At 30.6% G+C, this 22,917-nt stretch carries 18 protein-coding genes; 8 read left to right on the top strand and 10 right to left on the bottom strand.

The annotated features are described in order from the left end of the window. Window positions 1-102: 102 nt before the first annotated feature. The gene (locus tag WHA43_RS03870) at window positions 103-1,716 is read right to left on the bottom strand and encodes a CTP synthase (RefSeq protein WP_105045822.1); all 1,614 of its coding nucleotides are present in this window, start codon (window positions 1,714-1,716) and stop codon (window positions 103-105) included. Between the two features lie 226 nt (window positions 1,717-1,942). Between WHA43_RS03870 and rpmH the strand changes: the two genes are divergently transcribed. From rpmH to leuB, 6 genes are all read left to right on the top strand, one after another. Continuing rightward, complete coding sequence (rpmH, locus tag WHA43_RS03865; protein WP_075342879.1) at window positions 1,943-2,104, top strand: 50S ribosomal protein L34; 162 nt, start codon at window positions 1,943-1,945, stop codon at window positions 2,102-2,104. Window positions 2,105-2,211: 107 nt separating this feature from the next. After that, window positions 2,212-5,067 (top strand): carbamoyl-phosphate synthase large subunit, encoded by a 2,856-nt coding sequence (gene carB, locus WHA43_RS03860; protein WP_105045821.1) that lies wholly within the window; start codon window positions 2,212-2,214, stop codon window positions 5,065-5,067. Between the two features lie 267 nt (window positions 5,068-5,334). Next, on the top strand, window positions 5,335-6,735 hold the full coding sequence (gene leuC, locus WHA43_RS03855; protein WP_105045820.1) for a 3-isopropylmalate dehydratase large subunit: 1,401 nt from the start codon (window positions 5,335-5,337) through the stop codon (window positions 6,733-6,735). A gap of 98 nt (window positions 6,736-6,833) precedes the next feature. Next, window positions 6,834-7,433: a 3-isopropylmalate dehydratase small subunit gene (gene leuD, locus WHA43_RS03850; RefSeq protein WP_105045819.1), complete on the top strand. Its 600-nt coding sequence runs from the start codon at window positions 6,834-6,836 to the stop codon at window positions 7,431-7,433. 13 nt (window positions 7,434-7,446) lie between these two features. Further along, window positions 7,447-8,967 carry an alpha-isopropylmalate synthase regulatory domain-containing protein gene (locus tag WHA43_RS03845; RefSeq protein ID WP_105045818.1) on the top strand — a complete coding sequence of 507 codons (1,521 nt, stop codon included), beginning with the start codon at window positions 7,447-7,449 and terminating at the stop codon, window positions 8,965-8,967. A gap of 105 nt (window positions 8,968-9,072) precedes the next feature. Then, entirely contained in the window at window positions 9,073-10,128 is a 1,056-nt protein-coding gene (leuB, locus tag WHA43_RS03840) for a 3-isopropylmalate dehydrogenase (protein ID WP_105045817.1), read from the top strand. A 53-nt stretch (window positions 10,129-10,181) separates the two neighbouring features. Here leuB and WHA43_RS03835 read toward each other — a convergent pair whose 3' ends face one another. From WHA43_RS03835 to WHA43_RS03810, 6 genes are all read right to left on the bottom strand, one after another. Continuing rightward, window positions 10,182-11,855 (bottom strand): response regulator, encoded by a 1,674-nt coding sequence (locus WHA43_RS03835; protein WP_105045816.1) that lies wholly within the window; start codon window positions 11,853-11,855, stop codon window positions 10,182-10,184. Continuing rightward, window positions 11,852-13,552: an ATP-binding protein gene (locus WHA43_RS03830; protein WP_105045815.1), complete on the bottom strand. Its 1,701-nt coding sequence runs from the start codon at window positions 13,550-13,552 to the stop codon at window positions 11,852-11,854. Before WHA43_RS03830 ends, WHA43_RS03835 begins: the two co-directional genes overlap by 4 nt. Before the next feature lie 111 nt (window positions 13,553-13,663). Continuing rightward, a complete protein-coding gene (locus WHA43_RS03825) occupies window positions 13,664-14,593 on the bottom strand; it encodes a peptidylprolyl isomerase (RefSeq protein WP_105045814.1) in 930 nt (309 codons plus the stop codon). Window positions 14,594-14,616: 23 nt separating this feature from the next. Further along, a complete protein-coding gene (locus WHA43_RS03820; protein WP_105047279.1) occupies window positions 14,617-16,179 on the bottom strand; it encodes a hypothetical protein in 1,563 nt (520 codons plus the stop codon). 7 nt (window positions 16,180-16,186) lie between these two features. Further along, on the bottom strand, window positions 16,187-17,776 hold the full coding sequence (locus WHA43_RS03815) for a peptide chain release factor 3 (RefSeq protein ID WP_105045813.1): 1,590 nt from the start codon (window positions 17,774-17,776) through the stop codon (window positions 16,187-16,189). 44 nt (window positions 17,777-17,820) lie between these two features. Then, the gene (locus WHA43_RS03810) at window positions 17,821-18,519 is read right to left on the bottom strand and encodes a peptidylprolyl isomerase (RefSeq protein WP_105047278.1); all 699 of its coding nucleotides are present in this window, start codon (window positions 18,517-18,519) and stop codon (window positions 17,821-17,823) included. Window positions 18,520-18,641: 122 nt separating this feature from the next. Here WHA43_RS03810 and idi point away from each other — a divergent pair, with 122 nt between their 5' ends. Beyond that, a complete protein-coding gene (gene idi, locus WHA43_RS03805) occupies window positions 18,642-19,175 on the top strand; it encodes an isopentenyl-diphosphate Delta-isomerase (RefSeq protein WP_105045812.1) in 534 nt (177 codons plus the stop codon). Beyond that, window positions 19,153-19,563 (top strand): 6-pyruvoyl trahydropterin synthase family protein, encoded by a 411-nt coding sequence (locus WHA43_RS03800; RefSeq protein ID WP_105045811.1) that lies wholly within the window; start codon window positions 19,153-19,155, stop codon window positions 19,561-19,563. The genes idi and WHA43_RS03800 overlap by 23 nt, the downstream gene beginning before the upstream one ends. Before the next feature lie 14 nt (window positions 19,564-19,577). Here WHA43_RS03800 and WHA43_RS03795 read toward each other — a convergent pair whose 3' ends face one another. The 3 genes from WHA43_RS03795 to WHA43_RS03785 all read right to left on the bottom strand — a co-directional run bounded on the left by WHA43_RS03795 (window position 19,578) and on the right by WHA43_RS03785 (window position 22,674). Continuing rightward, window positions 19,578-20,534 (bottom strand): hypothetical protein, encoded by a 957-nt coding sequence (locus WHA43_RS03795; protein ID WP_146104898.1) that lies wholly within the window; start codon window positions 20,532-20,534, stop codon window positions 19,578-19,580. A 204-nt stretch (window positions 20,535-20,738) separates the two neighbouring features. Continuing rightward, window positions 20,739-21,653: a hypothetical protein gene (locus WHA43_RS03790; RefSeq protein WP_146104897.1), complete on the bottom strand. Its 915-nt coding sequence runs from the start codon at window positions 21,651-21,653 to the stop codon at window positions 20,739-20,741. 106 nt (window positions 21,654-21,759) lie between these two features. Beyond that, entirely contained in the window at window positions 21,760-22,674 is a 915-nt protein-coding gene (locus WHA43_RS03785) for a hypothetical protein (protein WP_211290306.1), read from the bottom strand. Window positions 22,675-22,917: the final 243 nt, after the last annotated feature.

Below are 22,917 nucleotides of genomic sequence, written 5' to 3'. Positions count from 1 at the left end.
GAATTGATAAAAGCGCGACAAATGTAGGTAAAAACCCAGTTTATGAAGGTTTTTTGTTGTTATATATTTTTTTTTACTTTTGTTTCAAATACTATTCCTAAATTACTTTTTAGACTGTTTTAAAGCTGCTTTGATAAAATCAACAAATAAAGGATGAGGTTTTAAAACCGTACTTTTATATTCTGGATGGTATTGAACTCCCACAAACCAAGGATGATTTGGAATCTCAATTACTTCAACCAAACCAGCTTTTGGATTGGTTCCTGTGGCAATCATTCCAGCGTTTTCAAACTGTTGTAAATACTCATTATTAAACTCATATCTATGTCTGTGACGCTCTTTAATCATTTCTGATTGATACGCTTCAAAAGCTTTTGAATTTTTTGTCAACTGACAATCCCAAGCTCCTAAACGCATGGTTCCACCTTTTTCAGTTACATTTTCTTGACTTTCCATCAAATTGATTACAGGACTTGCGCAATCAATTTTCATTTCTGTTGAAAATGCATCTGGCAAATTCAATACATTTCTGGCAAATTCAATTACGGCCATTTGCATTCCTAAACAAATTCCAAAAAACGGAATATTATTTTCTCTTGCATATTTTACAGCATTTATTTTACCTTCAATTCCACGATCGCCAAAACCTGGAGCAACTAAAATTCCATTAACTCCTTTTAATTTTTCCTCAAAATTATCAGCCGTTAAACTTTCAGAATGAACCCATCTCACATTTACTTTGGTTTCGTGAGAAGAACCAGCATGAATAAATGCTTCTGAAATGGATTTATAAGAATCTTGCAATTCGATATATTTCCCAATCAACGCAATTTCAACTTGTGATGTTGGATTTTTGTGCTTTCTTAAAAATTCGTTCCAAGCTTTCAATTCAGGTTTTTTCTCTGTAGATAAATGTAATTTTTTCAAAACAACTTCATCCAACCCTTCTTCCAACATCAAATTTGGAACATCATAAATGGTTTTTGCATCAATAGATTGAATGACATCTTCTTTTTTTACATTGCAAAAAAGCGCCAATTTACGTCTGATATCATCCGAAATGTGATGTTCAGTTCTACACACTAAAATATCTGGGCTAACTCCACTTTGCATCAACATTTTCACAGAATGTTGTGTAGGTTTTGTTTTTAATTCGCCAGCAGCAGCCAAATAAGGCACTAAAGTTAAGTGAATTACAATGGCATTTTCTTCACCTTTTTCCCATAATAATTGACGAACAGATTCTACATAAGGTAAAGATTCAATATCACCAACAGTTCCTCCAATTTCAGTGATAACGATATCATAATCACCAGTTTCTCCTAAAATTTGAATTCGGTGTTTGATTTCATCAGTAATATGAGGAATTACTTGCACAGTTTTTCCTAAAAACTCCCCTTTTCGTTCTTTATTGATAACAGATTGGTAAATTCTACCAGTTGTTACATTGTTTGCTTGAGAAGTTGGAATGTTTAAAAAACGCTCATAATGACCTAAATCTAAATCGGTTTCAGCACCATCATCAGTTACATAACATTCGCCATGTTCATATGGATTTAGCGTTCCAGGATCAATATTAATATAAGGATCTAATTTTTGAATGGTTACAGAAAAGCCTCTTTCTTGCAGTAATTTTGCCAAAGAAGCTGCAATAATTCCTTTTCCAAGTGATGACGTTACGCCTCCTGTGACAAAAACGTATTTGGTATTTTGCATGGTATTGTTAGGTTTGCGCAAAAGTACTATTTAAAGGTTTTATTACAAATAAAAAACACTAAAAACATTCAAAAAAGAGAAGGATTGAATAGGTAAAAAATATTTTTAAAATTTTTACAAATACTATTTGTCAAAAATAAAAACAGTTGTATATTTGCCCACGCTTTAAACGAGGTACGTTTATGGCATATAAAATTAGTTTAGAAGACATTTAAGATAAAAAGAAATGAGCAAAAGAACATACCAACCATCAAAAAGAAAGAGAAGAAACAAACATGGTTTCAGAGAAAGAATGGCTTCTGCTAATGGAAGAAAAGTGTTGGCACGTAGAAGAGCTAAAGGAAGAAAAAAACTAACTGTTTCATCTGAATCTAGACCAAAAAAATAAATGATTAACAATTGTTAATATATAAGGTGTTACTTTTTCTAGTAACACCTTTTTTTATACCTATCAAGTAACTATTTTTACAAATTCATAATTTACAACTACTTATCATGCCAAAAAGAAACGACCTCAAATCAATTTTAATTATCGGATCTGGACCAATTGTTATTGGACAAGCCTGCGAATTTGATTATTCTGGCTCACAATCTTTACGCTCATTAAGAGAAGACGGAATTGAAACAATATTAATCAATTCGAATCCAGCAACAATTATGACTGATCCTTCTATGGCAGATCATGTATATTTATTGCCACTTACTACAAAATCAATCATTAAAATTCTAAAAGAACATCCTCAAATTGATGCAGTGTTGCCAACAATGGGAGGTCAAACCGCTTTAAATTTATGTATTGAAGCAGATACCAAAGGAATTTGGAAAGATTTTGGAGTGAAATTAATTGGAGTGGATATAAACGCCATCAACATTACAGAAGATAGAGAACAATTTAGAGAATTAATGTTGAAAATTGGAGTTCCCATGGCTCCTCAAGCAACTGCAACCTCTTTCCTAAAAGGAAAAGAAATTGCACAAGAATTTGGTTTTCCCTTGGTAATTCGTTCTTCCTATACTTTGGGTGGAGCAGGAGCTTCAATAGTTTATAAAGCTGAAGATTTTGATGAATTATTAAGAAGAGGTTTAGAAGCATCACCTATTCATGAGGTAATGATTGATAAAGCCATGATGGGATGGAAAGAATATGAATTGGAATTATTGAGAGATCGCAATGACAATGTGGTGATTATTTGTTCTATCGAAAATATGGATCCAATGGGAATTCATACCGGTGATTCAATTACTGTTGCGCCAGCAATGACATTATCAGACAAAACCTATCAAAAAATGCGTGATATGGCGATTCATATGATGCGTTCTATTGGCGATTTTGAAGGTGGTTGTAATGTGCAATTTGCAGTTTCTCCTGATGAAAAAGAAGATATTATTGCGATTGAAATCAATCCTCGAGTTTCTCGTTCATCAGCTTTGGCATCAAAAGCAACAGGATATCCTATTGCTAAAGTGGCTACAAAATTAGCAATTGGGTACACATTGGATGAATTAGAAAATGGAATTACCAAATCAACTTCAGCACTTTTTGAACCAACCTTAGATTATGTCATCGTAAAAATTCCACGTTGGAATTTTGATAAATTCGAAGGTTCAGATAGAACTTTAGGATTGCAAATGAAAGCAGTTGGAGAAGTAATGGGAATTGGACGTTCGTTTCAAGAAGCCTTGCATAAAGCTACACAATCACTAGAAATTAAGCGAAATGGTTTAGGTGCAGATGGTAAAGGATATACAGATTATAACCAAATTATAGACAAATTAACGAATGCAAGTTGGGATCGTGTTTTTGCTATCTATGATGCAATTGCTATCGGAATTCCATTGAGCAAAATTTATGATATCACAAAAATTGATATGTGGTATTTGAAACAATATGAAGAGTTATTTCAATTGCAAAAAGAAATTTCAACTTACAATATTGATACAATCACAAGGGAATTGTTACTAGAAGCCAAGCAAAAAGGGTATGGTGATAGACAAATTGCACACATGTTAGATTGTTACGAAAGTGAAGTGTATAAAAAAAGAGAGGAGCTAAAAGTACAGCGTGTTTACAAATTGGTTGATACGTGTGCGGCTGAATTTACAGCAAAAACACCTTATTACTATTCTACTTTCGAAAACGAAATTGAAACTACAAATGGAGAAATTGTCATTGCAAACGAAAGTATTGTTACTGATAAAAAGAAAATTATTGTTTTAGGTTCTGGTCCAAATAGAATCGGACAAGGAATTGAGTTTGATTATTGTTGTGTGCATGGAGTTTTAGCAGCAGCAGAATGTGGTTATGAAACTATCATGATTAATTGTAATCCTGAAACGGTTTCTACGGATTTTGATACAGCTGATAAATTGTATTTCGAGCCTGTTTTTTGGGAACATATTTACGACATCATTCGTCATGAAAAACCAGAAGGTGTCATTGTACAATTAGGTGGACAAACTGCCTTGAAATTAGCAGAAAAATTAACCAAATACGGAGTTAAAATCATAGGAACTTCATTTGAAGCTTTAGACATTGCTGAAGATAGAGGACGGTTTTCAACTTTGTTAAAAGAAAATAACATTCCTTATCCAGAGTTTGGAGTAGCAGAAACTGCAGATGAAGCTTTGGCTTTGGCTGATGAATTGGATTTTCCAATTTTGGTAAGACCAAGTTATGTATTAGGTGGTCAAGGCATGAAAATTGTTATCAATAAAGAAGAATTGGTTGAACATGTGGTTGACTTGTTGCGTAAAATTCCAAATAATAAACTGTTGTTAGATCATTATTTAGATGGTGCTATTGAAGCAGAATCTGATTCGATTTGTGATGCTGATGGAAATGTTTACATCATTGGAATCATGGAGCATATTGAACCATGTGGAATTCATTCAGGAGATTCAAATGCTACCTTACCAGCCTTTAATTTGGGAGATTTGGTAATGCAACAAATTATAGATCATACACATACCATTGCAAGAGCCTTAAAAACAGTAGGTTTAATCAACATTCAATTTGCTATCAAAGACGATGTAGTTTACATCATTGAAGCCAATCCAAGAGCTTCAAGAACGGTACCTTTTATCGCAAAAGCGTACAAAGAGCCGTATGTAAATTATGCTACAAAAGTGATGTTGGGTCACAATAAAGTGACTGATTTTAAATTCAATCCACAGTTAGAGGGTTATGCCATCAAACAACCTGTTTTTTCGTTTGATAAATTCCCGAATGTGAATAAAAAATTAGGACCTGAAATGAAATCAACAGGAGAAAGTATCCTATTTATAGAAAACTTAAAAGATGACGATTTCTATAATTTGTACTCAAGAAGAAAAATGTATTTGAGTAAGTAATTCAAAATAAATATCATTACAAAGCATCCATTTTTGGATGCTTTTTTTATGTAACTCATCGTTGAAATAAATTTTCAAGATAAAAATAAAGAGAACAAATTTTAATAGACATCGTAGTTTTAAACTATGTAATAATCTGTTAATAAGATAATTACATTAATGATTGAACGTTGGATATAATGTATTAAATAGTAGTCAACTTGATGTAAATAACAGAAAGGTTACTTTTGAAAGCTAGTAGCAATTACAAAAGAAAATTATAGAAATATGGCAAAAACATTGTTTGACAAAGTATGGGATTCACACGTAGTCAGAAGTATTGAAGGAGGTCCTGATGTATTTTTTATAGACCGTCATTTTATTCACGAAGTGACAAGTCCTGTTGCTTTTTTAGGATTAGAAAGTAGAGGAAATTCGGTTTTATATCCTGAAAAAACCTTTGCAACTGCTGATCACAATACGCCAACAATCAATCAACATTTACCTGTAGAAGATAAACTTTCTGCAAATCAGTTAGACGCTTTAGAAAGAAATGCCGCAAAACACGGAATTTCACATTGGGGTTTAGGAGATAAAAACAACGGAATTGTGCATGTTGTTGGGCCTGAAAACGGAATTACATTACCAGGAGCAACTATTGTTTGTGGAGATTCTCACACATCTACTCATGGTGCTTTTGGTGCAATTGCTTTTGGAATTGGAACATCAGAAGTTGAAATGGTGTTGTCAACACAATGCATTATGCAACCAAAACCTAAAAAAATGCGCATCAATATCAATGGCAAATTAGGATTGGGAGTAACTCCAAAAGATGTTGCATTATTTATTATTTCTAAACAAACTACTTCAGGTGCTACAGGATATTTTGTGGAATATGCAGGACAAGTTTTTAGAGACATGTCTATGGAAGGAAGAATGACAGTGTGTAATTTATCCATAGAAATGGGTGCAAGAGGTGGAATGATTGCTCCAGATGAAAAAACGTTTGAATATATTAAAGGACGTGCATTAACTCCGAAAGGAAAAGATTGGGACAAAGCCATGGAATATTGGAATACATTGTTTACGGATGAAGATGCCACTTTTGATATCGAATTCAATTACGATGCTTCCGAAATTGAACCTATGATTACTTACGGAACCAATCCTGGAATGGGAATGGGAGTTACCAAATCAATTCCAAATGCTGCTCAAGTTGAAGGTGGCGTTGAGACTTACAAAAAATCGTTAGGTTATATGCACTTCAATGAAGGCGAAAGTATGATTGGTAAAAAAATCGATTATGTCTTTTTAGGTTCATGTACCAATGGAAGAATTGAAGATTTTAGAGCATTTTGTTCCATCATTGAAGGTCGTAAAAAAGCTCCTCATGTAATTGCTTGGTTAGTTCCAGGATCACACAAAGTGGTAGAGCAAATCAAAGCAGAAGGTTTGGATACCATCATTGCTGATGCAGGTTTCGAATTAAGAGAACCAGGATGTTCTGCTTGTTTAGCAATGAATGATGATAAAGTTCCTGCAGGAAAATTAGCAGTTTCAACATCAAACAGAAATTTTGAAGGACGTCAAGGACCAGGTTCAAGAACATTGTTGGCATCACCATTAATGGCAGCAGCTTCTGCAGTAGAAGGTGTAGTTACTGATCCAAGAGTTTTGATGGTGGGGTAAAAAAAGTTTACAGTCTCAGTTTTCAGTAGACTGTTTAATAATAAATTTAAGATATAACAACTGCCAACTGTAACTGGCAACTGAATACTCAAAATAATATGGCTTACGATAAATTTGTAACATTAAAAAGCACAGCATATCCATTACCAATTGAAAACGTTGATACAGATCAAATTATACCAGCGCGTTTTTTAAAAGCAACCGAGAGAGAAGGTTTTGGAGATAATCTTTTTAGAGATTGGCGTTACAATGCTGATGGAACTCCAAAATCTGATTTCCCATTGAATAAAGAAATCTACTCAGGAAGTAAAATTTTGGTAGGAGGTAGAAATTTTGGTTCAGGTTCTTCAAGAGAACATGCAGCTTGGGCTGTGTATGATTTTGGATTACGTTGTGTAATTTCATCCGCTTTTGCAGATATTTTTAAAAATAATTGTTTAAACATTGGCGTTTTACCAGTGCAAGTTTCTGCAGCTTTTGCAGATACATTATTTGATGCCATTTTTGCAGATCCAAAAACAGAAATTTTAGTGGATTTACCTTCACAAACAGTAACACTTTTGTCAACAGGAGCATCAGAAAAATTTGAAATCAATTCTTACAAAAAAGAAAATATGTTGAATGGTTTTGATGATATTGATTACCTAAAAAATATCGAAAACGAAATTACAACTTTCGCACAAACAAGACCTTTTTAAGTTTTTTTAGCTCATGGAACCTAGGAAAATTGAAATAATGGATACCACACTTCGTGATGGAGAACAAACATCTGGAGTGTCTTTTTCTGTTCCCGAAAAACTAACAATTGCAAAATTATTGTTAGAAGAACTCAAAGTTGACAGAATTGAAATCGCGTCTGCAAGAGTTTCTGATGGTGAAATGCAAGCTGTTAAAAAAATTACTGAGTGGGCCTTTCAAAATCATTTTTTAGATAAAGTTGAGGTTTTAACCTTTGTTGATGAAGGAAAATCTATTGATTGGATGTTGTCAACAGGTGCAAAAGTTCAGAATTTATTAACGAAAGGTTCCTTAAATCACCTCACTCATCAATTAAAAAAAACACCTGAACAACATTTTTCTGACATTCAAAAAACCATTGAATTGGCTTCTAAAAATGACATCAAAACAAATGTTTATCTAGAAGATTGGTCAAATGGAATGCGAAATTCAAAAGAATATGTTTTTCAATATCTGAATTTTTTGGCAACACAACCTATTGAACGTATTTTATTGCCAGATACTTTAGGGATTTTAACTCCTTCAGAAACCTATCAGTTTATCAAAGAAGTTCGAGAAAAGTTTCCTACAATTCACTTAGATTTTCATGGTCATAATGATTACGATTTAGGAGTTGCCAATGTAATGGAAGCTGTAAAAGCAGGAGTAAATGGATTGCATTTAACGGTAAATGGGATGGGAGAACGTGCAGGAAATGCACCCATTGCAAGTACAATTGCAGTAATTAATGACTTTTTAAAAGGTGTAAAAATTACTGTAAAAGAAAATGCACTTCACAAAGTAAGCAAGCTTGTTGAAAATTTTTCAGGATTTAGAATTCCTGTAAACAAACCAATTGTTGGTGCAAATGTTTTTACACAAACAGCAGGAATTCATGCAGATGGAGATAATAAAAACAATCTGTATTTCAATGATTTGATGCCAGAACGTTTTGGAAGAAAGCGAAAATATGCACTAGGAAAGACTTCTGGAAAAGCCAATATTCAAAAAAATTTACAAGATTTAGGAATCAGCTTAAACAACGAAGAACTAAAAAAAGTTACCCAAAGAATTATAGAATTGGGTGATAAAAAAGAAGTTGTTTCTCAAGAAGATTTGCCATATATCATTTCTGATGTTTTGGACAGTGATGCTATTGAAAGAAAAGTTAGTGTTGAAAATTATGTGTTAGGACATGCAAAAGGATTAAAACCTTCTACAACTTTACTACTAAAAGTAGAAGGTGTTTTATATGAAGCGCATGCACAAGGTGACGGACAATTTGATGCTTTTATGAATGCGTTAAAAAAATTATACAAAACACATAGTAAAAAATCACTTCCAAATTTGATTGATTATGCCGTTAGAATTCCACCAGGAAGTAATTCTGATGCATTGTGTGAAACCATCATCACTTGGAAAAGTGAAACTAAAGAATTTATTACTAGAGGTTTAGATTCAGATCAAACTGTTTCTGCAATCAAAGCCACTGAAAAAATGTTGAATATTATATAGACTTTTGTCTTCAGACGGTAGTCAGTTGAAAATTAAAAATAGAAACTAAAAATTGAATTCGACAGTTTACTAAAGTCTAACGACTACTGTCTAAAAACTTACATAATGAAATTAAAAATAGCACTATTAGCAGGAGATGGAATTGGTCCTGAAGTTATTGATCAAGCAGTAAAAGTTTCTGATGCAGTTGCCAAAAAATTCGGACATGAAATTACTTGGAGACCTGCATTGACTGGTGCAGCAGCTATTGATGCTGTTGGTGAACCTTATCCTGATGAAACTCATGAAATTTGTGTAACTTCTGATGCTGTTTTGTTTGGTGCAATTGGTCATCCAAAATATGATAACGATCCATCAGCAAAAGTTCGTCCTGAGCAAGGTTTGTTAAAAATGAGAAAAAAATTAGGATTGTTTGCAAATGTGCGTCCAACTTTTACTTTTCCATCATTATTAGATAAATCTCCTCTGAAAAGAGAGCGAATTGAAGGAACAGATTTGGTTTTTTTAAGAGAATTAACTGGCGGAATTTACTTTGGCGAAAAGGGTAGAAGAGATGATGGAGAAACTGCTTTTGATAATTGTGTGTATACAAGAGAAGAAGTAAAACGTTTGGCAAGAAAAGGTTTTGAATTGGCAATGACTCGCAGTAAAAAATTGTGTTGTGTAGACAAAGCGAATGTGTTAGAAACCTCTAGATTGTGGAGAGAAACTGTACAATCTATGGAAAAAGACTACCCAGAAGTAACGGTTTCTTATGAGTTTGTTGATGCAGTTGCCATGCGTTTGGTACAATGGCCAAACAGTTATGATGTGTTAATTACAGAAAACTTATTTGGAGATATTTTAACCGATGAAGCCTCAGTGATTTCAGGTTCTATGGGATTAATGCCAAGTGCTTCAATTGGATCAGAAATTGGTTTATTTGAGCCAATTCATGGGTCATATCCGCAAGCTACTGGAAAAAATATTGCAAATCCGATGGCAACAGTATTATCTGCAGCTATGATGTTCGAAAATTTTGGTTTGATGAATGAAGGCAAAGCAATTAGAGATGTTGTTGAAAAAGCCTTATCAGAAGGAGTTGTTACTGAAGATTTAGCTGATGGTGGAAAATCGTTTGGAACAAAAGAAGTAGGTGATTGGTTAGCGAAAAATATTTAATTCATTTGAATTATAAAAAAAGCTCTCAAAATTTTGAGAGCTTTTTTTATTGGTTACTTATTTTTTAAAGCTTTATTAATTTCAAAAAGTAAATCATCAGGATTAAAAGGTTTAAAAATAAATCCATTCATACCACTTTGATTGATACTGTCTTTAACTTCCGAAAAAACAGATGCTGATAAAGCTAAAATGGGAATTGTTTTATTGAATTTACGAATTTCTTTAGTAGCCTCATATCCATCCATAAAAGGCATTTGAATATCCATCAAAATTACATCATACTTATTTTTTTCAGCCATTTTCATGCCCTCAATACCATTTTCTGCAACTTCTACAAGTAATTTTTCTTTCTCTAAAATTTGTTTTGCCACTAAAATATTATATTGATTGTCTTCAACCAACAGAATCTTTTTTCCATCAAAATTATATACTTTATGATCTGCTTCTTTTTTCAAGTCAACTTCAGTAGCTTTTGTTAGAGTTACATCAAAATAAAAACGACTTCCTTGATTAATTTTACTCTCAACAAAAACATCAGATCCCATCGCTTTTACAATACTTTTTACGATTGGCAATCCTAAACCTGTACCACCATATAATCGGTTTGTAGATGTTGAAGCTTGTGTAAAATCTTCCCAAATTTCAGAAAGTTTATCTTCAGGAATTCCTAAGCCAGTATCAATAACTTCTGTGGTGATTGTAATAGTTTTAAAAGTTTCAATATTTTTTTTAATTCTCAGTGTAACACTTCCATTATCGGTAAACTTAATAGCATTACTTACTAAATTATTGATAACTTGATTAAATCTCACTACATCTAAAAGCACTAAAGGAATTCCTTTTTCAATGTCTAAATTCATTAAAATTCCTTTTCGTAAACAACTAGTCTCATGAATTTTTTTTATCTGTTTTATGGCGATATATAAATCTGTTGGAATTTCATCTAATTCTACTTTACTAGATTGCATTTTGCTGAAATCTAGCACATTATTTAATAGATTCATTAAAATTTTACCAGAGTAATTCAAGGCTTTAATGTTTTCTAATTGGTCTTTTCTAGGATTATTATCAGCTAAAATATGAGATAGCCCTATGACTGCATTTAAAGGTGTTCTAATTTCATGACTCATTGTGCTTAAAAATTTTGATTTTGCATTAGAAGCTTGAAAAGCGTCATCATGCTGAATAATTACATTTGATGCATAACGAGTATTTAAAACTGAGAAATAAATCAATTGAAAAAGAACCAGCAAAACCGTACTTACCATCGCAATTGGATAAATAATTTCGTCAGCTACTTTTGTATCAAATTTTTGATTTGTAAATAAATTAAAATCGGTTAAAAAAAGTAAAAACCAAAGCAATATGGGAAGTATAGCAAAAATGATTACATACAAACGCTCCCTTGTAAAAGAAAAAATAAAATAGGGCAATCCAATGGTAAAAATAAACACAAACTCAACTCCAGCAGGTCGTCCAACAAAGGATGCAATTATGGTAATCCCAAGATTAATTGTCAATAAATAAAAAGGTCTTGCAATTGTTAAAAGTCCTTTTTTTGCTAAATATGCTACAACTCCATAAAGAATAATATTGAAAGCCAGATAATTTCTAAGCCAGTAAAAATTGTATTTATGAGCAATGAAAGAGCAAAAAATGGAAAACCCAATGCTTACTAAAGCCAAGGCAAAAACCAATTGGATTCTTCTTTTTGAAAATTCTTTCATATTCTAATTAAATTAATTGAGAGGTTTTTTTTATTGATAAATGAATCAATTTCCTTTAATAATTCTTTCGGATCAAAAGGTTTGAAAATAAATCCATCCATTCCACTTTCATTGATTTTGTCTTTTACTTCCATAAAAATGGAAGCAGAAAGTGCTAAAATTGGAATTTCTTTATTAAATTTTCTAATTTCTATGGATGCCTGATATCCATCCATTACAGGCATTTGTATATCCATCAAAATAACATCATAGAAATTTTCTTTTACCTTTTGTACAGCAATTTCACCATTATTAGCAACCTCTACAGTAAGTTTTTCTTTTTCTAAAATTTGTTTAGCAACCATAACGTTGATAAGGTTATCTTCTACTAAAAGTACTTTTCTTCCTTCAAAATTATACGTATTTTTGATAGATTCTTTTTTCAGATCTGAATCTAATGCTTTGTTTAATACCAATTTAAAATAAAATCTACTTCCTCTACCTACCACACTTTCTACTTTTACTTTAGAACCCATTTTTTCAATAATACTTTTTACAATTGGCAACCCCAATCCTGTACCACCATAAAGTCTGTTAGTTGTAGATGATGCTTGTGTAAATGCTTCCCAAATTTCTGGTAGTTTTTCTTTTGGAATTCCAATTCCTGTATCAATAATTTCTGTAATTACGGTAACAGTAGTATTTGTTTGGCTTCCTTTTCGAATCCTTAGAGTGATTCCTCCTTTGTCAGTAAACTTTATAGAATTAGTTAATAGGTTATTGATTATTTGATTAAATCTTACAATATCTAATAATACAATTGGTAAATTATCATCAATTTCTATGATTAATTTGATGCCTTTTTTCTTACAATTTGCTTCATGAATTTTTTGAATTTGCTTTACACCATCGTATAAATTTGTGGGAATATTTTCAAGAGCTATTTCAGTTGATTGCATTTTACTAAAATCAAGCACATTATTTAATAAATTCAATAAAATTTTTCCTGAATAATTTAAGCCTTCAATATTTTGTCTTTGATCTTCTCTTGGGTTTGTATCTGCCAAGATATGTGATAATCCTACAATGGCATTTAAAGGTGTTCTAATTTCGTGACTCATCATGCTTAAAAATTTTGATTTAGCAGTGGATGCTTCTAGGGCTCGTTGCTTTTTAAAGTATATTCTTTTATAGTGAGCACTATTTAGATATGAAAAATATGCCAACTGAAAGGTGATTAAGAATAGGGTTGTACCCAAAGAGAGTGGATAAATGAATTTTGATGCAATTTCTGGATCTAATTTTTCGGTTGTAAATAAGTTGAATTTTGTAATAAATAATAAATACCACAATAGTAGCGCGAATGTTGAAAAAATAGCAATAAATTTTTTTTCTCTTCTAAATGAAAATATTAAAAACGGAAGTGCAAAAGCAAATAATAATAAAAATTCAACACTTCCAGGTTTTCCGATGTAGGAAGCTGTTAAAGTTACGGAGAGATCAAAAGTGATAAAATATATAATTCTTGAGGCATTAAGTTTTCTTTTTTCGACAATGAAAGCGCAGAAAATTAATATAAAAACACTGGCAAGATGATATAAACTTAAAATTTTATAATTTATGAAAAAACCAATAAAAAAATATACCAAAGCAAAAAACGCAGTAACTAAAGAGAGTGTAAAAACAAGTTGAATTCTTTTTTGGGAAAAATCTGACATTTTTAAAATGCTAATAGGTTTTTAAATATACAAAATCTATAATTTACTTTACAAAAAAAACCATCTCTTTTTAAAGAGATGGTTTTAAAAAGTATATTGCAATTATATAATTTATTTAACTTTCATCAATTCAACATCAAAAATTAAAGTTGCATTTGGTGGAATTACACCACCTGCACCACGTTCTCCGTAGGCTAAATCAGACGGAATAACTAATCTTGCTTTATCACCTTCTTTTAAAAGTTGAATTCCTTCATCCCATCCAGAAATTACTTGACCGATTCCAAGAGTAAAATCAATGGGTTCTTTTCGTTTATAAGACGAATCAAAAACGGTTCCATCTAATAATTGACCTTTGTAGTGAACTGAAACTTTTGAACCTTTTTCAGCTTTTTTTCCATTACCTTTTTGAATAATTTGATAACGTAAACCACTTTGTGTTTCATTAAACCCAGCAGCAATTGTATCTAAAATTTCTTTTTGTTTTCTTTTAGCTTCAGCTTCGCGTTTTGCTCTTAACCCTTCAAAATTTCTAAAAGCTTCAACTGCATTGAAGTTCTCTGCTTCAGGCCCAACCCTTAAAATTTCGACAGTCATGGTATCACCTTGCGAAACAGCATCAACCACATCTTGCCCTTCAACTACTGAACCAAAAACGGTATGTTTTCCATCTAACCAAGGAGTAGGAACGTGTGTGATATAAAATTGACTTCCGTTTGTTGCAGGACCTGAATTAGCCATCGCTAATTTTCCTGGAGCATTGTGTTTTAATTCTGGATGAAATTCATCGTCAAATTTATATCCAGGATTTCCAGTTCCTGTTCCTAAGGGACATCCACCTTGAATCATAAAATCAGCAATAACTCTGTGAAATTTTAATCCGTTATAGTATGGAGTACCTTGTGGTTTGGAGCTGTTTTCAAGATTTCCTTCAGCTAAAGCAACAAAATTACCTACTGTTCCTGGTGTTTTTTCGTGTTCTAATCGTACTAAAATTTCACCTTTTTCGGTGGTGAATTTTGCGTAAATTCCGTTGTTCATATCTTAATTTTATATGGTTTCTATTATTTTCTTGAGTTTAAAATGGATAATCCATAAGATAATCCTATATTGATATTTGATGAATTTACATTTCCAAAGGGAGACCACATTTGACCACCTGAAGCATGAATTGAAAAATCATCATTAAAATGATAGTTTATTCCAAGAGTTGGTCTTACTAAAATTCCTTCTCCAGAATCAACTCTTCCTCCACCAGCTACACCTCCTGATAATTCTAAAAATGTTGAAAATTTTTCATTTAAAAACTTGTTACTTTTTATTCCAATACCAAAAATGCCGAGTGCATAACCTCCAGATTCACCTTCGTAAGCAAAAGATGCCTCACCAGCTAAATAATATCTATGATTCAAATCGTAGTTTATTTTAATTGCAATCAAATTTAAATCACTGTCAGGAATTCCAAATTTTGCTACATCAAAATATGTTTGATTTTGTGCGGAAATTTGTATTCCTTGAGTTTTTATTTTAGTAAATTTCTCATTGCTAAAGGGATCTGAAGTTCCTCCACTTAAGTTGTAGTATTTTAAACTAAATCCTGCAGTGTAAGCTTCAAAAGTTCCTCCAATTGATCTGTGATATCCTCCGTGAAAACTAATTCCGAATTTTTCTGAAAGCTTTACATCAAAACCAGCATTTGGATACATCGTTAAACCATTTTCAGGAAAAATTCTGCCTCCTGCTGCACCAATTCCCATTTTTGCAAAGAAGTTTATATGTTTTGTTTCTATAAAATTTTTTCCTACTCCGAAAAAAACATCCATAAATCCTGCAACTAATCCACTATACATTGCATCAGCATGAGCGAAAATAAAAGTGTTCTTATTTAAATAGCGTTGATATTCAAAACCTAAAATTGACAATGTATTATTGATTGTCGTGTATGGAGGATTTGTACTAGCATCCGTTCTTGACATTCCAACAGGAAAAAAGTAATCAAAAGTAACTTGTTGAACACTTTTTACAGCGGGTTTTTCCCAAAAACTATCTGTTTTTATGTTATTGATTTCAAATGTCCTTTGTGCATTTTTATATGAACTTGCTCTAAGTAAACTAGGAATTTCTATAAAAAATGATACATTATCACTTTTTTGAATTCCTGTAAAAAAGTTCACATATCCATACTGAACTCCAAATGAAAAACCATCTGCTTTGTATTGCAATCCTGCATTTGGATATAAAATTCCACCACCATTTACCAAACTTCTAAAACCACCACCACCACCAAAATGAACATTAGCATCAAAAAAAAGATTCTTATAAATAGGAGTATTTACTCCAAGATTTACACCTAATGTAAATAAACCACCTTGATCTCCTGTTATTGCCGTATGAAATCCAGCTCCTGTATAAAGCCAGTCATTTAAAGGTACATTATAATTTAAACCCACAAAACCCATTCTTGGCTTTAGGCTGTAATTTACTTTATCAGTTGGTTGATGAACTAAAATATAATTTAATCGAATTGAATTTTTAAATTCTCTACCCTTAATTTCTGAAAATGAATACGTCTGTGAAAAGCTTTTATTGATTATTATAAAAAAGATAAAATAAATAATTTTTTTCATAGAAATTTTATTTGAATTCACTCGTAAAATGTAATTTTACTGTGGGATATTTACTCAAAGTCATTTGAATCGTAAACTCAGAATCTGTCAAAAAAACCAATTGTCCTTGCTTATCTTTAGCCAAATATCGTTGTTTTACTCTTAAAAACTCTTTGTACTCTTCATTTTTTGGATTGGTTGCTTCTACCCAGCAAGCTTTGTGAACTTGTAAAGGTTCATAAGTACATTTAGCTCCATACTCATGTTCTAAACGATATTGAATTACTTCGTATTGAAGCGCACCAACAGTTCCTACAACTTTTCTACCATTCATTTCTATGGTGAATAATTGCGCAACTCCTTCATCCATCAATTGATCCAAACCTTTGAATAATTGTTTGGCTTTCATTGGATCTGCATTATTTACATATCTAAAATGTTCAGGAGAAAAACTTGGAATTCCTTTAAAATTCAAAACCTCTCCTTCAGTTAAAGTATCTCCAATTTTAAAATTTCCAGTATCATGTAATCCTACAATATCTCCTGCATACGATTCTTCTACGATTTCTTTTTTCTCAGCAAAAAAGGCATTTGGACTCGAAAATTTTAGATTTTTTCCATGTCTAACATGCAAATAAGGAGAATTTCTTTTAAAAACTCCTGAAACAATTTTTACAAAAGCGAGTCTGTCTCTGTGCTTTGGATCCATATTTGCATGAATTTTAAACACAAATCCTGTCATTTTTTCTTCTTTAGAATCTACTAATCTCTCTTCAGATTTTTTTGGTTGAGGCGAAGGTGCAATTTCTATAAAAGCATCTAGCAATTCTTTTACTCCGAAATTATTCAATGCAGAGCCAAAAAAAACAGGTTGTAAATCGCCTCTCAAATATTCTTCTCGAGAAAAAGGTGGATATACTTCTTCTATTAAGTGTAATTCTTCTCGTAAAGTATTTGCAGCTTTTTCTCCAATTGCTTTCTCTAACTCAGGATTAGAAACATCCGTAAATTCGATACTTTCTGTGATGGATGTTTTTGATTTTTCAGAAAAAAGGTTTAATTTCTTTTCCCAAATATTATAAATTCCTTGAAAATCATAACCCATTCCGATTGGAAAACTCATTGGGGTTACGTGCAATCCTAATTTTTGCTCAACTTCATCCAACAAATCAAAGGCATCTTTTCCTTCTCTATCTAATTTATTGATAAAAACAAGCATAGGAATACTTCTCATCCTACAAACTTCTACCAATTTTTCGGTTTGTGGTTCTACTCCTTTTGCAACGTCAATAACTACGATTACACTATCAACTGCAGTGAGTGTTCTGAAAGTATCTTCGGCAAAATCTTTATGACCTGGTGTATCTAAAATATTGATTTTCTTATCTTTATAGATAAAAGCTAAAACCGATGTTGCTACAGAAATTCCACGTTGACGTTCAATTTCCATAAAATCGGACGTGGCTGTTTTTTTAATTTTATTATTTTTTACAGCTCCTGCTTCTTGAATTGCGCCCCCAAAAAGTAATAATTTTTCTGTTAGAGTCGTTTTTCCTGCATCTGGATGTGAAATAATTCCAAAAGTTCTTCTGCGTTGTATTTCTTCTAAAAAACTCATTTACAAATTTTGAGGTGCAAAGATACAGTTTAGATTGGCAATTATCAATCTAAAATTTCAATCGTTAATTTAATCTCTTCAATAGGCCACTCGTCTGAGCCTACTTTTACATTGGATATTTTTTCCATTGTTTCAAATCCAGAAATTACTTCTCCAAAAACGGTATGTTCTCCATCCAAATGATGAGCTCCTGATTTTTTTTGGACGATATAAAATTCAAAAGGACTGGAAAGTTTTTTTGGGTTGTCTTCCCATTCTCTTGCAGCAGCAAGTGCTCCATATTTGTGAGTCCGGTTTTTTCTAAATTCAGATTTTAGCAAATAGTTACCGTATTTACTTCGTTGTTTTCTCGTCAATAAATTATCAGAATTTCCTCCTTGAATCACGAAATTTTTGGCTACTCTATAAATAACAGTAGAGTTGAAATAGCCCATTTTTGTTAAGAAAATAAAATTTGCTCTGTGAATTGGCACATCCTCAAAAAGGCGCAATTTAATATCTCCAAATCTTGTTTTGATGATGACTTTTGTTTCTAGATTTTCTTTACCATAAGCTTCTAAAAAGATTTCGGTATTTTTATTATTCAAACTGTCTTCATCAATTTCAACTTTTTTCTCAATCTTCTTTTCGACTAAATTTTTGTTTGGTTTTATAGTTTTCTCTTCTTTTTCAGAAGTTTTTGAATTGCATTGAATTGAAAAAGCAAGGATAATTAATAAGAGAGTTCTGTAGAATAAATTCACTTTTAAAAGTTTCGAATTGACTTTCAAAGATAAGACATCAAAATAAAACAATAGAAAAATGTAATTGTTTTAGCGGAATTTTAAGTTTTTTATGCAAGTAGTTTGGTTTATCTTTGCCAAATATGGAAGAATTGGTAATTTTAGTCGACGAAAATGACAATCAGATTGGGTTGATGCCTAAAATGGAAGCACATGAAAAAGCATTACTTCATAGAGCTTTTTCTGTTTTTGTCTTCAATAAAAATGGCGATTTGATGATTCAACAAAGAGCTGCTACTAAATATCATTCACCTCTTTTATGGACAAATACTTGTTGTTCGCATCAAAGAGCAGGTGAGAGCAATATTGAAGCAGGAAAAAGAAGATTGTTTGAAGAAATGGGTTTTTCAACTGATTTACAAGAGATTTTTTCTTTTATTTACAAAGCTCCTTTTGACAACGGACTTACTGAACACGAATTGGATTACGTTTTAGTTGGAAGTTTTGATGGTGAACCAAACATCAATAAAGAGGAAGTTGAAAGTTATAAATGGATGCCTTTAGAAGATGTGAAAACAGACATTGAAAACAATCCACAAATTTATACTGCTTGGTTTCAAATTATTTTTAATAAATCTTACGAAAAATTAGCTAATGCCAAAAGTAACCGTTCATAGAAAAGCACATTTTAATGCTGCGCACAGACTTTACAGAAAAGATTGGAGTGATGAAAAAAACTTTGAGATTTTTAGCAAATGTAGCAATCCAAATTTTCACGGTCACAATTACGAATTGATTGTTTCTTTAACTGGAGAAATCAATCCAGAAACGGGTTATGTGTATGATTTAGGGATTTTAAAGAATTTGATTAAAACTGAAATCGAAGATTGTTTTGATCACAAAAATCTGAATATCGAAGTTCCAGAATTCAAGGAATTAAATCCAACTGCAGAAAATATTTGTGTAGTTACGTATGATAAATTACGTAAACATTTACCAAAAACCTTAGATTTGAAAATTACATTGTACGAGACTCCAAGAAATTTTGTTAGTTATTCAGGGTAATTTTTAATTAAATTTTAATCGTCAATATTAGTTCCTTTTTGACTTTTTAAGTAGCTATAGTAACTATGCGATTTTTTAAAATAACTATAAGTGTAGTAAATAAAGCCATTACAGCTTAATTTTTTTGATATTTCAGGATCATTTTTTTCCATTTCTTTGATGAATTCAGCCTCAGCTGTTTCAGGTAAATTCTTTTCAAAATATTTACCCATAAATTTGTTTTCAGCTGAAAAAAGTATAGAAACATTTGTCTTTGCATTTATTGAAGCCAAATAATTCAGCCGTTTTTTTACAAAGTGGTATGCACTTTGAGGACTTTGAACATAAGCATGAATTAAAAGTCTATCAACGTATTTGATTAATTTTTCAGTTTCATTTTCTTTAAAAGTACCTACGTAAGCCTCCGTTTTAATTTTGTGTTTACTTTCGCTAGCAAGTAATTTCATGATGTTTAAAGACTCCATAAAATAAGCAAAAGTTCCCTCTCTTGTACAAGGAATTCCATTGGGTTTTAAATATTCTTCACAATAATACCCTTTTGGAGCACTGTCATTTTCTTTCCAATATTCATATTCTAAATTGTAGACATCAAATTTTTCATAAGAAGAATTTCTAGATTGATTGTATTTGTGAATGACATTGATAAAAAAACTACCATTTTCTCCAGATGCGCCAACTTCCACAATTCCAAATTCCTTTTTCGCTCTCGAAATAAAATTTGCCAAAACTTTATTGGTATTTTTATCAGCTAACGGTGTTGATTTATTTACCTTATTTAGATCATAAATAATTAAAGCATTGAAATTGTGGTCTTTGCAATATTTTAATAACTCTGTTTCTGAATTATAACTACCTAATATTGAGTTAAAATTATCAATATAAAAGGCTCTATGCCTATTTTCTTTTTTTTGTGCTATTAGACTTGTGGTAAATAGTAAAAAAAATATAGTCTTAACTATAAATCTAGTCATGATTTTTAATTTTAATAAATAATAGCCATATTACAAGATTCAAAAAAAATTTTATATTAATTTTTTATTATTATTAGAAATACTTATTTAGATATTAGTTATTTTATTTATTTGTTAAAAATATACAATATTTTTTAAAATAAGGACTATTTTTTAAAAATTTGTAATTTAACTTCTTTAAATTTTATTTTAAAAGTATAAAAACTATTTTTTATTGAAATGATGTTTAAAACTATTTTCCAAATAGCCATAATTATAATAAGTAAATCCTTTTAAGTTTATTTTATTTTCTAATCCAGGTTCTTCAGATAACAACTCTTTTTTAAATAATTTTTCGATGTCATCCAAACTATGATTTGATAAATATTTACCTATAAAATTCATTTCTGAAGAAAAAAGTATATAAATATCTGCTTTTGATTTATAATTAACTAAAAGGTCCGACCTTTCTTTAATGTAATGGAATAAATTATCTGGATAAGTAGTATAATCATAAACCGAAATTCTGTCAGCATATTTTTCGATTTCATTAATTTCTTTTTCATTGTAATTAGCTACATAAACTCCAACTTTTACCTTATGTTTACTTTTGTTTGCTAGAGATTTCATTTCTTTTAATGATTTCATAAAATAAGAAAAAGTTCCTTCTCTAGTGCAAGGAATTTTATTTTGTTTTAGATAAGTTTGACAATAATAGCCATCTTCTTTGTTTGATTCTAAATTCCAATATTCATATTCAATATTAAAAATATCAAATTTTTCATTGGATGATTTTCTTGAATTATTGTAAGGAACAATTGCGTCTATAAAAAATTTTGATGTTTCTCCTGATGCAGCTATTTGATTAATGCCATATTCTGTTTTTGCTTTAGAAATGAATTTAGCCAAAATTCCATTCTGTTTTTTATCAGACAATTTATACACTTTATTTACTTTATTTAAATCGTAAAGAATAATACTATTGATTTTATTTTCTTTACAAAATTCAAATAATTTTGTTTCATTGGTATATGAGCCTAATATATTCATAAAATTATCAACATACATGATTCTTGATGCTGAAATTTGTAGGAAAAATAATAGAAAAAAGAAAAGCAAGAATTTAGATTTTAGCTTCATATTTTAAAATTATATACCCAAAAATAATGTAATTTTTTTGATTTTTATTTTTTTTTAAAACTTTCAATTAACGGGTTTATAAATTTTTTGATAAAAATAAGTTGAGTTAGTTTTTATTGTAAGAATAATAACTCACTGATTTTTCTAAAAAAGTATATGTATGATAAGTAAATCCTTCAATATTTAATTTCTTTTTCAACTGGCTGTTTTTGTTATTCATTTCAGCTAAAAATAATGTTTCACCTTTGTTTAAACTATCAAATTTTAACCAATAACCTAGGTCTTTCATAGTTGTTGAAAATAAAATGGTAGTTTTTATTGCGCTATTGGCATTAAAAATCAACTCTAAATTATTTCTTGCAGTTTCAAAACAAAACTTAGGATCTTTTCCTATAGCTTGTACCACTAAACGATCGCAGTTTTTGGCAATTTCAATAATTTCGTTTTGAGTGTAATAACCTACATAAGCATCAACTTCTACTTTGTGAGATTTTCCTTTTGAAAGATTTTTTAATTTTTTTAAATTGTCAATAAAAAATTTAAACGAGCCCTCTCTTCCACAAGGAATGCCATTTTCTTCTAAATAATTTACACAATAATAGCCATCAATTCCTGATGCTTTGGAAGACCAATATTCATATTCTAGATTATAAATATCGAATTTTTCAGTTGATTTTTGACGTGAATTGTTATAAACATTGATGATTTTCACAAAAAAATCAGCAGATTCACCTGAAACTCCTATTTTTTTTATTTGATACTTTTGCTTTGCTTTGTGAATGAATTCGGAAAGAATATTATTACTTCTTGGATCTGATAATGAAATTCGTTTGTTTATTTTATTTAATTCGTATAAAATCAATATTTTAATATTGTTTTTTTGGGCAAAAGAAAGCAGTTTGTCTTCTTTTATAGGACTTCCCAAAATTTCATTAAAATTATCAACGTACAAAGTCCTTTCTAAGCCATAAAATAGGCAAGAAGTCAATAATAAAATAATAAATAATAGTTTTTTCCCCACAAAAAAATCGAAAACGGCCGAAAGATAACCAAAATAATATTTTAAAATATACTAATCATAAGATTTTAACTTTATAACAATGTAATTATTTTGATTTAATTTATTGATTATAAGTTATATAAAAATATCTTAATTTTATTTTTACTTGTTTTTAAAATACTCTTTCAATAGCCTAATTCCTAAGCGTACAAATAAAATAATACTTATGGTCATTTTTTTATTATAATTAACAAATTAGTTACT

The organism is Polaribacter gangjinensis, from assembly GCF_038024125.1.
Taxonomy (GTDB): domain Bacteria; phylum Bacteroidota; class Bacteroidia; order Flavobacteriales; family Flavobacteriaceae; genus Polaribacter; species Polaribacter gangjinensis.
This window is presented reverse-complemented; position numbering and strand designations above follow the sequence as displayed.